The following is a 14,374-nucleotide window of genomic DNA, read 5'->3' as shown; positions in this document are numbered from 1 at the left end:
CAATCGAAATGAATTTGGGACGAATAGAAATGTCGATTATACCTGTTTGTTTCATCTTTGTAACACCTCCTAACAGGGTTTTTATTAAGCAATTTTATTTGGAGTAATTTCCCTATTATAAGACCTCATCATAATGACTAAAACTCCTTATAAAATACACTTAGCCGACTATTACTACCCGCACAAAAAGCTATTCTATAGATTTGAACATATTAATAGCAAACTTCTATCAATCTTTAACATAAAGAAATGCCTACTTTACCCTAAATAATGGTAGTTTGGGCACAAGCATCCGCTCGTGCCCTTCTACTTTAGGAGATTTATCTGAACACTCTCCGATTAAGAAACAAATACGCACAACCACAGCTAAGACGAAGCGTTATGTTCAAGCAAATAAGTATGAAAAATATAGTTGTTCAAGTTACAGATGCGTCTTTTGAGAATGACGTACTTCGCAGTCAAACACCTGTGCTGGTATTTTTCTGGGCAGTGTGGGCTGGTCCCCTTGAGATAATACACCCCATAGTAGAGTTGATAGGGATTGAGTATGCTGGTAGACTAAGAGTAGCCAAATTCTATATTGACCAGAACACAAAAATGCCCACAAATTATAATGTGAAAGATGTTCCTACCCTCATCATTTTCAAAAAGGGTATACTAACTGCCACCAAGGTAGGCACACTTCCACTGAAACAATTACGCGAATTTATAGATAGTAATCTTTAAGTCATTTTGAGTTTCTCAAGCTATTATACTTTTAAATTGTATGAAGTAGTATTTATTTTAACCACAAACCACCTATAAACACGGCGTTTTGCTGCATGTTTTTATTTATGGATTGTGGTTAATTACATTATTTTTGTTTTGATAGTTAAATGCCCTTTTTTACAATCCAAAGGCTCGAATCTTACCCACAATTTATATTCGTAATGGTCACCTCCAGTCTGAAATTCAACTTTTCCCTTCTCCCAAAAAAATGAGCCGATGTACACATCAGGCCCATTACCATAAAGAACTTTAGCCGCCCATCAAGTTCACCGGTGATTGTCAATTTCATTCTTACGTATTCTATTCCCAAAAAATCACATTTTCTGAAAGCACAAGCCAAACAAAATACGCCCTTTCTTTTTCATCATCTAGTTAAATCTTGATGTGCCATTTAGTTTAAAAAACAATTAGAATTTTTTCCTGGCTCAGGGGGTTATTTTTCATTCTCTAATTCCTAGCAAATTCAGCATAAAAGCGTACTCAAGCGCGACGTCTTTTAGTCGTTTAAAACGTCCTGATGCGCCTCCGTGGCCTGCTTCCATATCGCAGTGCAACAACAGTTGATTGGCATCGGTTTTGACTTCACGTAGCTTTGCTACCCATTTGGCCGGTTCCCAATACTGCACTTGAGAATCATGCAATCCCGTAGTGATGAGCATATTTGGATAGGATTGAGGGATTACATTATCGTAAGGGCTGTAGGATTTCATGTAGTCATAATACACCTTTTCATGGGGATTTCCCCACTCTTCATACTCGCCCGTAGTCAGCGGAATACTATCATCGAGCATGGTAGTCACTACATCTACAAAAGGCACCTGCGCTACGATTCCTTTGTACAACTGAGGAGCCATATTGGCCACCGCACCCATAAGCAGCCCGCCCGCACTGCCTCCCATCGCAAAAAGCCCTTCGGACGAGGTCCATTTTTCGTGAATGAGAAATAAAGAACAATCTACAAAATCGTTGAAAGTGTTCTTTTTATGGAGCATTTTACCATTGTCGTACCAAGCGCGTCCCATCTCATGCCCTCCTCTGATGTGACAAATCGCAAAGGCAAAACCACGATTTAACAAGCTCAATCGTCCAGCGCTAAAACTCGGGTCCATAGAGTAGCCGTATGAGCCATAAGAATACTGAAGCAAAGGGCCTGTACCATTTTTCTGGAAACTTTTTTTATAAACGATAGAGATAGGAACCAACACACCATCCCGCGCAGGTGCAAAAAGGCGTTCGGTCTGGTAATCATCTTTGTTGAAGCCCCCCAATACCTCTTGCTGCTTGAGCAATAGCCGCTCTCCTGTATTCATGTCATAGTCAAAAGTACTATTGGGGGTTGTAAGCGACGTATAGCCATACCTAAGGATATGTGTATCAAAATCAGGATTGGTACTTACATAGGCTGTATAAGCAGGCTCCCCAAAATTGAGATAATGCTCTTTTTGAGTCACTTGGTCGATGATACGAATGTGAAGCAAGCCCGCTTCTCTCTCTTGCAATACTAAATGCCGCTTAAATACCTCAATCCCTTCCAAATACACTTGCGCTCGGTGCGGAATGAGCGGTTGCCATTTCGCTATATCAACCGCCCAAGCTTCGGCTACGGTCATGAGTTTAAAATTAGAAGCACCGTCGATATTAGTTCTGACAAAAAACTCACCCTCCAAGTATTCTACAAAGTATTCGTGTCCTCGTTGACGAGGTAAAAAGGGTTCGAATTTCCCTTCTGGTTCGTCGGCTTTCAGCAGGTTGTATTCGGTGGTTAGGCCATTTTGGTCAGAAACGATAGCAATGTATTTTTTGGATTTCATCCGAAATAGTGTCAGATAAAACTGATCGTCAGCCTCTTCATAGACCAATACATCGTCTTTAATCTCAGTCCCCAAACGATGTCTCCATACTTGATAACCCAATAGCGTCTCAGCATCTTTCCGAATATAAAAAACCGTCTCATTGTCGGCTGCCCAAGCGTAGTTGCCACCTTCAGTATCGGGGATGGCATCAGGGTAGATTTCTCCCGTCTTAAGGTTTTTGAATTTTAAGGTATACATACGACGGCTTACAGTATCTTCGCCAAAAGCCGCAATTTCTTCATTGTCAGATACATCAGGAAAAGTAGCATTGTAGTAAGTATGGCCTTCGGCAAGTTGGTTGAGATTGAGCATCACTTCTTCGGTCGCACTTAGTGACTCTAACTTGCGACAGTAAATAGGATACTCGCCCCCCTGTTCATACCGATAATAATAGTAATAATTACCGATTTTGAAAGGTACCGATTCGTCTTGCTCTTTGATACGGCCTTTCATTTCCTCAAATAGTATTTCCCTAAACTCTTTTACAGGCGCTAAAACAGCCTCTGTATAAGCATTTTCGGCATTTAAGTAATCTATCACTTCGGGGTCTTCGCGCTCACGTAGCCAATAATAATCGTCGGTTCGGAGGTCATTATGTAAGTCAAACGTGTGGGGATGTTTCGTGGCTTTGGGGGGCGTCAATTCCATAAATTCAATATTCGTTTTTGGATTATCTAAAGGTATTTCAAAATTGAAAAGTACAATTTCTTTTTGTAAAAAATGTATTTTTGTAAAAAAGCACATCTATATGATTACAAACATCAATGCTTTAGATTTGAACGGTACTTATAGTTATGCTGATTACCTCAAATGGAGATTTGAAGAGCAGGTCGAACTCATCAAAGGGAAAATATACTTGATGTCTCCCGCCCCTAAAACTGCGCACCAATGGGTGTCGGGACAATTGTCGTATTTGATTCGTAAATACCTAGAAAACAGCCCCTGTAGTATATTTGAAGCTCCTTTTGATGTACGATTGCCGATAGGAAATGAAAAAAATCCTGCAAAAATTTATACGGTTGTCCAGCCGGATATTTGTGTGATTTGTGATGAAACCAAACTAGACGAAGACGGCTGCCTTGGCCCACCAGATTTGATAGTCGAGATTACGTCGAGATCGACGTTCAAAAAAGATTTCAACGACAAATTTAACTGGTACGAAAAGGCAGGCGTTCGTGAATATTGGATTGCAATTCCGAGCGAAAAAACCATCCAAGTCTATTATCTCCATGAGGAGCAGTATCAGTTGGGAGGCATTTATGACCAATCTCCCGCCCAATCAGTTATTTTTGAAGGATTTGAAGCACCTCTTGAAAAGATTTTCAGATAGTTTCTTCATCTCTAAACCAGCCCGCATACATAACGTAGTTGTTGGCAGTACGCATAAATACTTCACCCAAATCGGGGGTTACATCTTTCAAATATTTGGCTGGATTGCCCGCCCATACCGTACCCGGAGGCACCACTTTTCCCTGCGTGATCACCGCCCCTGCTGCAATAATTGAACCCGTACCGATATGCGCTCCATCCATGATGATGGCCCCCATACCCACAAGCACTTTGTCTTCAATAGTACAGCCGTGCACGATAGCATTGTGGGCGATAGAGACATGATTGCCGATGATGGTTTTAGATTTTTGGTAAGTACAGTGAATCACCGCCCCATCTTGGATATTTACATAATCCCCCATCTGAATGGTATTGACATCGCCACGCACTACGGCATTGAACCATACCGTACAATAATCCCCCATGATTACTTCGCCGACCACCGTAGCGTTGTCGGCAAACCAACAATGAGAACCATATTGAGGGGCGATGCCATGTACAGCTTTAATGAGAGCCATTTTTTGTCGTTTTTTGAAGATAATTTAAGTCAATCTATTTGCCACAAAGATAATAGTCCCGTTGTTTTATTTCCGTTTCCTCTTTGTTTTTGACGGTTTTAGATTTAAAAAATTGGCATTTATTGACCAACTTTATTGTTTTGACAAAAAAATCACATGCAAAAGTTATTGCGCTCAAAAGCTCGCATTTTTACCATAGTCATTATCGTACTTATTGTATGTTCTTTTGTAATGCGGTGGTATGTTTTCCGGATTCCTTGGCGCTCCAATCTTTTCTTTGCCTCGGTTTCAGGAACCGTAATGACGCTTTCATGGGTGGTTTTTAGCAAAATACATCGATTGTTTGATACCTTTTTTCCGTATGAGCGCGGAATTATTGCCCGTATGATTCCTCAAGTATTGCTTACTTTTATTTTTGTACTGGTCATTTCCCAATTAAGTATCAACTGGGCCATCAGTATTTTCCCTACGAGCGGTATCATTGCACAACAATACACCGATTTAGCCAAAATGGCGGGTTATTTTGCCCAATTTTTGGTTGTAGTCCTTATCAATGTGTTACATCTTTCAGATTATTTGTTTCATAAATGGCGCGAAAATGCCACACGTGCCATTCACCTCGAAAAAGAAAAAGCACAGGTTCAATTTGACAATTTAAAGAATCAGCTCAATCCCCATTTTTTGTTCAATAGCCTTACCTCTTTAGATAGCCTTATTCAAGAAAATCCTGAATTGGCTCGGCAGTTTTTACAGCAACTTTCCAAAGTATTTAGATATGTTTTACAGCACAAAGACAAAGGTCTAGTACCGCTATATACCGAACTTGACTTCATCAAAAACTACGTTTTTTTGCTGCATACTCGCTTTGAAAATCATCTAACAATTGACTTTCACATTCCAGAGGAGAGCCTCGACAAAAAAATAGCTCCCGTAACGCTGCAAATTTTGATTGAAAATGCGCTCAAACATAATATCATAAGCCAAGAGCGACCACTCCATATTCACATTTGTTCAGATGATACTTTTTTGAAAGTCGAAAACAATTTCCAACCAAAAAAACAGGTCGAAACTTCTAACCGACAAGGTTTACAAAATCTCAAAACCCTATACAGTTTTTTGATTGATACTCCTTTTAAGACTATCGAATATAATGGCAAGTTTGTGGCTTATGTACCACTTATTAGCCAATAATTCCGCCATACTATGACCATTTTAATTCTTGAAGACGAGCCACTTGTAGCCAAAAATCTTGAGAAGCTTGTACAGCAGCTTCTTCCACAAGCCATCATCCAAGGCCCTTTGGCAAGCATCGAAACTACCCTCTCTTGGTTTAAGAAACACCCTGAGCCTGACCTTATTTTATCTGATATTCAACTTGCGGATGGTGTGAGCTTCGATATTTTCCAAGAATTAAACCTTTCATGCCCTATCATTTTTACCACCGCCTACGACGAATACGCCATACGAGCCTTTAAGCTCAATAGCATTGATTATTTGCTAAAACCTATTGATAAAAACGACCTTAAATGCGCTTTCGAAAAACTTAGTCGTTGGCAACAAAATTCTCCTACTGACCTTTTTTCGGAGCAATTACGAAATTTACTTCATGATTTAGAAAACCGTAATATTCGGCAATACAAACATCGCTTTACGGCCCATCATCAGCGTGCAGTAGTAGCCGTCGCCGACACTCGCATCGCTTATTTTGTAAGAGAAGAAGTGATATGGCTAGTTACTACTGATAATCAACGACTTATTACAGACTATGCTTCATTGGATGAAGTAGAAGATATGCTTGATCCTGCACAATTTATTAGAGCCAATCGTCAATATATCGTGCGAAAAGATGCCATTGAAAGCTATCGAACTCATTATATGGGAAAAATTGAACTCACCCTTATCATCCCTGTTAAAGAAGAGATTGTTATTAGCAAAGATAAGGCAGCCCAATTTCGCACGTGGTTTGAAGTTTAAAATGTGTTTTTGCTTCGGAAAGCTGCCTCATTTGGGTTAAATTTGCGTTATGGAAAAAAATGCTAAAATATACGTAGCTGGTCATCGGGGCATGGTTGGCTCAGCACTTGTACGCCGATTGCAGTCGGAAGGGTATGAAAATATCATCGTTCGTACTTCACGTGAGCTAGATTTGCGAAATCAGCAAGCGGTCACTGATTTTTTTGAAGCGGAGCGTCCTGAATATGTATTTTTAGCGGCAGCTAAAGTGGGCGGTATCATGGCCAACAATATCTATCGAGCGGAGTTTTTGTACGATAACCTCCAAATCCAAAACAATGTCATTCATAATGCATATGCCACCGACACCAAAAAATTGATGTTTTTGGGTTCTTCTTGCATTTATCCCAAAATGGCACCTCAACCCCTTAAAGAAGACTATCTACTAACTGGCCCTTTAGAATATACCAACGAGCCTTACGCTATTGCCAAAATCACGGGCATCAAAATGTGTGAGTCTTATCGTAAACAATATGGCTGCCATTTTATATCGGTAATGCCCACCAATCTCTATGGCCCCAACGACAACTATGACCTCAATAATTCGCACGTTTTGCCGGCAATGATCCGGAAATTTCATGAGGCCAAAATCGAAGGAAAGCCTTTTGTAGAACTTTGGGGTACAGGCTCACCTCTGCGCGAGTTTCTCCATGCCGATGATTTGGCGGATGCTTGTGTTTATCTCATGAAAAACTACGACGGCGAGCAGTTTGTCAACATTGGAGTAGGTGAAGACATTTCTATCAAAAGCCTAGCCGAGCTCATCAAAGAAACCGTAGGATATGAAGGACAAATCCACTGGAATACCGATAAACCCGACGGTACTCCTCGCAAGCTCATGGATGTATCGCGTTTGCATGAAATGGGGTGGAAGCACAAATACAGTCTTGAAGAAGGCATCAAAATTACCTATCAAGATTTCTTGTCAAAAATGACGGAATATTCGGTGTAGAGACGTTGCATGCAACGTCTCCACGTATGCAACGTCTCCACGCATGCAATATCCCACACATGAAACGTATTCCACATGGTAAAAAACAGATACGTTGCATGCAACATATCTACAGACGGCCATAATTAGGATAAGGCATTCACCACCTCGTCAATGGGTTTGGCATCGGGAAAGAAAGAAAGCATCCGCGTCAAAACGCCTTCAATGATAGCATCAGGACAAGAAGCCCCACACGTAAGCATGATAGTCACTTGGTCTTTCTGAGGGATAAAGTTTTCGGTGACTTCTTCTTTTTTTCGATGCAGATTGTAATGTTTGATGATATTTCGGTCTAGTATTTTAATAGCTGATTCGATAAAATACGTAGGGAGTTTTTGTTCACAAAGCTCTACAATATGAGAGGTATTGGAACTGTTGTAACCACCCGCCACCAGCACAAAATCGGCTTTATGTTGAAGTAATGCATACGTAGCGTCTTGGTTATCGTTGGTAGCATAGCAAAGTGTATCACGCGTATTGGCAAAGCGGTCTTCTACTTCATGAGGTGCCAATTGGTAATGTTTAATCATTACCCCTTTTAGATAATCTGCTATTCCCTGTGTATCAGAAGCTAGCATTGTGGTTTGATTCACTACCCCAACACGCTGCAAATCTTGCTCCGGATCAAAACCTACCGAATACTGTCCGCTAAATTCTTCATAAAACTCTTCTTTTTGTCCTTCGCCTACAATGTACCGCGCCAAGCGCTCCGCTTGCTTCATATTTTTTACTACTACGGTAGGGGCATTTTCTTTACTATGCGAAAAAGTCGCGCGTGTCTCTTCATGTAACGGTTTGCCGTGTACGACAATCGTATAGTTTTTTTGCCCAATTTGCGCAGCTCTGTTCCACACTTTTTCTACAAAAGGGCAAGTAGTATCATACTGATAAGCATCAATCCCAAGCAGTTGTAGGCGATTTTGAATCTCAATGGTAGTTCCAAAAGCAGGAACAATCACCACATCGTCGGGTTTGAGTTCTTCCCAAGGAATAATCTGCCGACCCGTAGTTTCCATCAAAAAACGAATTCCTTTTTCATGTAAGTCGCGATTTACATCAGGATTGTGGATCATTTCGCTCAACAAAAAAATACGTTTGCCAGGATTTTCGGCAATGGCTTTGTAAGCAATTTCAATGGCATTTTCGACCCCATAGCAAAATCCAAAATGGCGTGCAATCAGAAACTTGACAGGTCCAAAATCAAGTACGGTCGGCGAAAAATCGCGTTTGAGTTTATCGTTTTTCCGACGTAACTCTTTGATAGGACCAATGATATGGCTTCGATAAAATGAGGGAATATGGAAGGTCTTCATGCCGTGAGAGCAGGATTGCGCGTTCTAGATGAATATAATATAAAATGGGTTACTCTATCGCATCACAAAATTACGACGAACGTATATATAACATACTACTCTAACGCATTGTTTCGAGAATTTATTAAAATACCTGCTCATTTACTTTGTTTTGAGTCACAGGGTTAAACTGATAGGTGTAGCATTTTCCGTCTTTTTGGGCCTCTACCACCCGATAGCCACGATAATCTACCCCCCAACTACCACCAAAATGTCCATCAAAAAAAGCAGGTTTGGAAGTTGATTTTCCGCTGTCGATGGCATGGTCGTGTCCATGAAACATCGCTCTTAAATTAGGATATTTGGCAATAGTAGTTTCGAGTTGGGGGCAAGTAGTACCATGTTCTGACCACATCTTGGCGGGAATATGCATGAATAAAAATACCTTTTCTTTCTTCGAAAAACGCGCTAATTCCTTATCTATCCACTCAATATTAGGGCATAGATATTCGCCTTTTTCGTTAGAAGTATCGGCCAAAATGATGGCATTTTTACCGATTTCTACTGAGTGATTAAGGCCATATCCCCACGTATTTTCCCACTGCTCAGGCGTAACGTGGTCGTGATTGCCACGGGTCACGTAGTAGGAAAATCCGAGCCGGTCAAGTGCTTGCTTGACTTCTGGCAAAAATTTTACATCATCATGAAACAAATCTCCGTTGAAAACCACAAAATCAAGTCCTCGTTCGAGGCGTTCTTTTTGGAGATTCGATATTATTGCTTCATAAAAAGATTTATAATCTGTTTTGGGTTGGCCATAATGCCCATCTGAAGCCACCGCAAAACGGAGTTTGGAGAAAGATTGGGCAGGCCGTTGACATCCAAAAGCCAACAAGCCCATCGAAAGATGTAAAAATTTGCGACGACCTAACATGAAGTGTTTTGTTAAATTCTTCTCAAAGAAACGGTTTTACGCTCAATTTTTGGCGAGAAAGTTTATTAACAAAACGAAAAATCTCATTCATTCCAAATTTCCCAAGCCTTTTCAGCTTGCAGATGTAGCATGGGCAAACCATTGTGAGTGTGTGCGCCGTTTTGTTTTCCTTTTTGCAAAAAAAGCGTCTCAGCGGGGTTATATACCAAATCATACAAAAGATGATTTTCCCCTACATATTGATACGGAATAGCAGGGCACTCATCTACTTTCGGATAAGTCCCTACAGGCGAAGTATTGATAATGAGACGATAAGTCGCCATTATTTCGGGCGTAAGTTGGTCATATCCTAGCGTTGTTCTTGCTGGTTGGCGAGATACAATTTGATACTCAATCCCCACATCTGTCAAAGCGGTCAAAACAGCTTTGGCTGCGCCGCCATTGCCCAATACCAACGCCTTTAGAGATGCTGCTTGGAGCTGCAATCCTGCAAGCCATTGTTCCAAAGAAAGCCTAAAACCATAATAATCGGTGTTAAATCCTTTCAGTCGGCCATCGAGCAAGATTTTGATAGTGTTTACGGCTCCAATCCGCGCCGCCGAAGCCTCATCTAATTCGTCCAAAAATGGTATCACATTTTGTTTGTGAGGAATCGTCACATTCAAGCCCACTAAAGTAGGATGAGCTGCAATAAGTGCTGGAAAATTATGATAGTCTGGCAATTCAAGTAGCTCATATTTGCTCTCGGCAATACCTTCTTTTTCAAATTTTTCGGTAAAATATTTTTTAGAAAACGAATGGGTCAAAGGATAACCTATCAGGGCAAATAATCTCATGGTTTACTAATAACAATCTTTTTGGTTTGCTTAAATTCTTTGGACAAAACCTGCAAATAGTAGGTTCCGATGGCTAAATTCCTAAAATCAAATTGTACTTGTGTATTAAGAGAAGGAAGTTCTGCCGTACTTACTACTTTTCCAGTCACATCATATACCACCACCGTAGCATCTTTCAAATTTTCGAGCGTCTCCACAATCACTTTACCATCAAAGGAAGGATTAGGATAAACACCCAATCCAGTACTTGAGGCATCAATCTCAAACGCATAAGCAGTGGATATTTTGGAAACACAAGTCAAGGTAGAGCTATGCTGAACCGACGAAAAAACCGTATAGCTACCCACTTGCCCTGTTTTGAGATAAGGCTGTGTATCTCCAATATTCTGGTTGTTTACTTTCCATGTATAAGTAGCTGTGGGAGTGATATTATCTACTTGGAGACTATACACACCTACTTTGGCAATGACAGGCGTGGCTGGTAAGGCCTTTACATCTACCCTTACCGAGCTAGAAAAAGGTGATTGACAACCAATTTCATCCCTAAGCCTAGCGGCATAATTGCCCGACTGCTTGGCAATAATCCGCGATACTTCTTCGCTTGTATTCCAGATTACTTGCAGAGGAGAATCCACCCGCAATGCCACTTGGTCACCGTCACAAAAAGTAGTTCGACTCTCAGCTATCACCGTGGGCGCGTTGGGCAAAGGATTTACTTTGATAAAAATAGGTTCAGAAGCGGCAGAAGCACAGCCAAATTGATTGCGTACCACTACCGTATAATTTCCCTGTACATTGACAGATATACTCTTGGTATTGCCTTGATTTGACCACTGATAAGCACTAGCATCAGTAGCTGTAAGAGTAACAGTCTTATCGGCACAAATAGCGGTAGGGCCTGTAGCAGTGATAGTAGGACGATCGGGAATTGGATTGACTACAATTTGTACCGATTGTGAAGCAGGTGAGGTGCAGCCTGTCCGAGGTTCGAAAACGGTAGCACTTACCTGCCCCGCCGAAAACACCGTGATACTTCTTCCCCGTCCTCCGTTGCTCCAATTAAACACATCGCCAGGCGATGTGACGGTAAGCACAGTATTATCAAACATACAGAAGGTAGTAGGCTTTTCGTTGACTATAGTAGGTGCCGCAGGCAAAGGGTGGACTGTCACCACAAACGCATCCGAAACCGACCGACAACCGTTATCATCAACGTAGCTTACATTATAATTCCCTCCTTTGGTAGCTACTATACTTTGGGTAGTCTGAAAACTACTCCAGTTGATTCCTCTATCATAATTTGTAGACAATGTCACCTGCCCCCCATCACAAAAGGTAGTAGGGCCTTGCGCTGTGATGATTGGTTTGGCAGGAAGGGGGTTGACTCTTAATGAGATTATATTGGAAGGCAATGACTGACATTGGTTAGCATCCACCGTTCTGACCGAATACTGACTACTGATATTGACCGTAACACTTCGAGTATTTTGGCCATTACTCCAAATATAACCTGACTGCTCAGAAGAAGTAAGGGTTACAACTTCATTTTCACAAATCACTGGGTTTCGGTCAACTGTAATAGTAGGTGCTGCTGGCAATGGATTCACTTTGACATTGACTACCTCAGAGGCAGCCGAAGTACAACCATTGGCGTCAGTTACTGAAAGCGAAAAATCTCCTGGTTTGGAGATGGTGAGGCGTCTTGATTTTTCGCCATTATTCCAATTATAAATCGCAGAACTACTAGAAGCCAAAACAGTGTAGTCACCTTCGCAAAAAGTAGTAGGCCGTTCGCGCGTGATGACAGGGGCACTCGGTAGAGGATTTACCGTAACAGTAATATTATTTGAAATCCCATCACAGCCATTACCATCTCTAAAGCGCACATTGTAAGTACCCGAACTGCTGATTTCAACATCTTTTGCTTGTGAACCATTACTCCAGATATTACCAGAATTATAATTGGAAGAAAGTACTACTTTCCCACCTTCACAAAAAGTAGTTATTCCTGAAGCTGTAATAGTAGGTGCCGCTGGCGGACTATTAACCTGTACGCTCAGGCTTGTAGGCTCCGAAATACAACCTTGCGCATCTAAGACCCTTACTTCATAGTTTCCAGTGTTTCGTGCCACCACATTCCGACCTCTATCTCCAGTAGACCAACGGTATTCAGCAGCTTCGGTGGCAGTGAGCGTGACTTCCCCCCCTTGACAAAAAGTAGTTGCCCCCGAAGGCGAAATAGTAGGTTTTGCGGGGGGAGCACCTGTAAAAGAAGTAACCGTAATACTCGCTTGTGCGGAGCATCCATATAAGTTTTTGGTAGAGACAGTATAAGTCCCCGAAGAGTTCACTTCTAAGCGTTGATTGGTAGACCCAGTATTCCATTGATTATTAGATGGATTGCTAGAAATAAGAGTCACACTACTACCTTGACAAAGTGGTAGTTTGCCATCTACTTGGATATTTACAGCCGCGCTTTGGATATCATTGGGGACATTGATTTGGGGCGTAAAATATACATTCCCAGCCCCATCGCGTATGGTAGCCTGATAATTACCCGGCCCAAAATTGACCGATGACCCTTGTGCTCCATTGTTCCATTGTACTGAAGTAAAAACACCCTGAACATTGATATTGAGCTGATTGCCACTCACACAACTTACCGAAAAACTAGGATAATTTCCTGTTTGGGGAAAACATGAATTAAAAAAATTATCATCTAAAGAGTTGCTCCAAGCATTGGCTAAATCTGATAATCCTTGATTTTGAAAATGAAACCCATCGGGGCGAGGGACTTGTATTCCGTCAGTATTAGGGCCAAAAAACACTGCATGAGTATTTGTCACTAATTCATTTTGTCCATTGATAACTTCTTGATTACTTCCTTTTGAATTATAATAGGATACTCTAGAAATCACCCAGCCGATATCCCTACCAAAATGCTGACGAGATTTTCTGATTACATTTTGAAGGTTGTCCCGATAGGTTCCTGCAGAAGTATTGAGCTGATTATCAGCCTCTCCTTGATGCCAGAGTACAGCTCTAAGTCCTGTAGTACTTGCATAATAGTTGAGCGCCATCCGAAGGTTTCCATAAGGCTGACCTATGGGGTAAGAATCATTCACATAAATGCTATTAGTGATTCCACCATCTACGGTTTCACTCCAGTTTTTGGAGGCTGTTCCTTCCCAAGCAGCATTATAAAACAAAATAGGGACATTTAGTCGGCTTGCCAACATATCCCCTAATCGCCCCCAACACCATGCAGAAAGTCCTCTAGGGCCAATGTCGCTATTGTCACCCATTCTTACAAAATTGGGCTGAGGAAAACTGTTATTTTGATTGGTTACGTTACGATAACTAACACAGTTGACGCGGTCGTCGCCAGTACCAGGGGCACCGTAGTTATAAAACCCTTGGGCATTGGATTGCCCTGCCACCAAAAACACTTCTCCCACACCTACCCTTTGGAGTTCGGCAGTACTGATCACATTGTTATTGAATATTCCACGTACTTGTAATTCATACCATCCCCCTCTCACCTGAATCTTACCAGAATAGAAACCACCTTGAGGAGCATTTTGAAGCACCCGCCAGTCGGTTTGTTCGCCTTGCCCAGAGTTCATTGGTACCACCCTGACTTCTACTCTATCTATGTTTTGAGAATATTGTCCTGTGACAAAAATGGTACCGTTGCCTCCATTATCACGCTGAAATACAATTCTACTAGTAGGGAAAGTGATGTTGATTTGCCCCAAAACGGCTAAAGGAAAAAGAAGACATCCTAAACTACGCAAAAAAGCAAGAAAGTAATTGTTCAATTTCATTTGTAATTATTTT

The 14,374-nt window shown here is 41.4% G+C and carries 11 protein-coding genes; 5 read left to right on the top strand and 6 right to left on the bottom strand.

What is annotated here, in order from left to right; genetic code table 11:
• Positions 1-399 precede the first annotated feature (399 nt).
• A complete protein-coding gene (locus P1X15_RS02925; RefSeq protein WP_277336636.1) occupies positions 400-726 on the top strand; it encodes a co-chaperone YbbN in 327 nt (108 codons plus the stop codon).
• Positions 727-1,208: 482 nt separating this feature from the next.
• Here P1X15_RS02925 and P1X15_RS02920 read toward each other — a convergent pair whose 3' ends face one another.
• Complete coding sequence (locus P1X15_RS02920) at positions 1,209-3,269, bottom strand: S9 family peptidase (protein ID WP_277336635.1); 2,061 nt, start codon at positions 3,267-3,269, stop codon at positions 1,209-1,211.
• 100 nt (positions 3,270-3,369) lie between these two features.
• Here P1X15_RS02920 and P1X15_RS02915 point away from each other — a divergent pair, with 100 nt between their 5' ends.
• Positions 3,370-3,951, top strand: a complete 582-nt coding sequence (locus P1X15_RS02915; RefSeq protein WP_277336634.1) for a Uma2 family endonuclease — start codon at positions 3,370-3,372, stop codon at positions 3,949-3,951.
• On the opposite strand, the gene P1X15_RS02910 is transcribed toward P1X15_RS02915, so the two are convergent.
• Positions 3,944-4,468, bottom strand: a complete 525-nt coding sequence (locus P1X15_RS02910; RefSeq protein ID WP_277336633.1) for a gamma carbonic anhydrase family protein — start codon at positions 4,466-4,468, stop codon at positions 3,944-3,946. The genes P1X15_RS02915 and P1X15_RS02910 overlap by 8 nt on opposite strands.
• 156 nt (positions 4,469-4,624) lie before the next feature.
• On the opposite strand from P1X15_RS02910, the gene P1X15_RS02905 reads away from it, so the two are divergent.
• From P1X15_RS02905 to P1X15_RS02895, 3 genes are read left to right on the top strand one after another with little or no spacing between them, the layout of a single operon-like run.
• A complete protein-coding gene (locus P1X15_RS02905) occupies positions 4,625-5,659 on the top strand; it encodes a sensor histidine kinase (protein ID WP_277336632.1) in 1,035 nt (344 codons plus the stop codon).
• 12 nt (positions 5,660-5,671) lie between these two features.
• The gene (locus tag P1X15_RS02900; RefSeq protein WP_277336631.1) at positions 5,672-6,442 is read left to right on the top strand and encodes a LytTR family DNA-binding domain-containing protein; all 771 of its coding nucleotides are present in this window, start codon (positions 5,672-5,674) and stop codon (positions 6,440-6,442) included.
• Positions 6,443-6,491: 49 nt separating this feature from the next.
• Positions 6,492-7,433, top strand: coding sequence for a GDP-L-fucose synthase (locus P1X15_RS02895; protein WP_277336630.1), 942 nt, complete (start codon positions 6,492-6,494; stop codon positions 7,431-7,433).
• Between the two features lie 125 nt (positions 7,434-7,558).
• Here the strand turns inward: P1X15_RS02895 and P1X15_RS02890 are convergent, their stop codons facing one another.
• From P1X15_RS02890 to P1X15_RS02875, 4 genes are all read right to left on the bottom strand, one after another.
• Entirely contained in the window at positions 7,559-8,785 is a 1,227-nt protein-coding gene (locus tag P1X15_RS02890) for a 4-hydroxy-3-methylbut-2-enyl diphosphate reductase (RefSeq protein ID WP_277336629.1), read from the bottom strand.
• Positions 8,786-8,909: 124 nt separating this feature from the next.
• Positions 8,910-9,698, bottom strand: a complete 789-nt coding sequence (locus P1X15_RS02885) for a metallophosphoesterase (RefSeq protein ID WP_277336628.1) — start codon at positions 9,696-9,698, stop codon at positions 8,910-8,912.
• 83 nt (positions 9,699-9,781) lie between these two features.
• Positions 9,782-10,534: a shikimate dehydrogenase gene (locus P1X15_RS02880; protein WP_277336627.1), complete on the bottom strand. Its 753-nt coding sequence runs from the start codon at positions 10,532-10,534 to the stop codon at positions 9,782-9,784.
• Positions 10,531-14,361 carry a sialate O-acetylesterase gene (locus P1X15_RS02875; protein ID WP_277336626.1) on the bottom strand — a complete coding sequence of 1,277 codons (3,831 nt, stop codon included), beginning with the start codon at positions 14,359-14,361 and terminating at the stop codon, positions 10,531-10,533. Before P1X15_RS02875 ends, P1X15_RS02880 begins: the two co-directional genes overlap by 4 nt.
• Positions 14,362-14,374 lie beyond the last annotated feature (13 nt).

Origin of the sequence: Runella sp. MFBS21 (assembly GCF_029433105.1) — a bacterium.
Lineage (GTDB): Bacteria > Bacteroidota > Bacteroidia > Cytophagales > Spirosomataceae > Runella.
The sequence above is the reverse complement of the archived record's forward strand: the minus strand, read 5'-3'. Positions and strand labels throughout refer to the sequence as shown.

Excerpts from the sequence above, each read along its gene's own strand:
- P1X15_RS02920 (WP_277336635.1), bottom strand. The coding sequence starts at position 3,269 with ATGGAATTGACGCCCCCCAAAGCCACGAAACATCCCCACACGTTTGAC.
- P1X15_RS02885 (WP_277336628.1), bottom strand. The coding sequence starts at position 9,698 with ATGTTAGGTCGTCGCAAATTTTTACATCTTTCGATGGGCTTGTTGGCT.
- P1X15_RS02910 (WP_277336633.1), bottom strand. The coding sequence starts at position 4,468 with ATGGCTCTCATTAAAGCTGTACATGGCATCGCCCCTCAATATGGTTCT.
- P1X15_RS02895 (WP_277336630.1), top strand. The coding sequence starts at position 6,492 with ATGGAAAAAAATGCTAAAATATACGTAGCTGGTCATCGGGGCATGGTT.
- P1X15_RS02900 (WP_277336631.1), top strand. The coding sequence starts at position 5,672 with ATGACCATTTTAATTCTTGAAGACGAGCCACTTGTAGCCAAAAATCTT.
- P1X15_RS02915 (WP_277336634.1), top strand. The coding sequence starts at position 3,370 with ATGATTACAAACATCAATGCTTTAGATTTGAACGGTACTTATAGTTAT.
- P1X15_RS02890 (WP_277336629.1), bottom strand. The coding sequence starts at position 8,785 with ATGAAGACCTTCCATATTCCCTCATTTTATCGAAGCCATATCATTGGT.
- P1X15_RS02880 (WP_277336627.1), bottom strand. The coding sequence starts at position 10,534 with ATGAGATTATTTGCCCTGATAGGTTATCCTTTGACCCATTCGTTTTCT.
- P1X15_RS02875 (WP_277336626.1), bottom strand. The coding sequence starts at position 14,361 with ATGAAATTGAACAATTACTTTCTTGCTTTTTTGCGTAGTTTAGGATGT.
- P1X15_RS02925 (WP_277336636.1), top strand. The coding sequence starts at position 400 with ATGAAAAATATAGTTGTTCAAGTTACAGATGCGTCTTTTGAGAATGAC.
- P1X15_RS02905 (WP_277336632.1), top strand. The coding sequence starts at position 4,625 with ATGCAAAAGTTATTGCGCTCAAAAGCTCGCATTTTTACCATAGTCATT.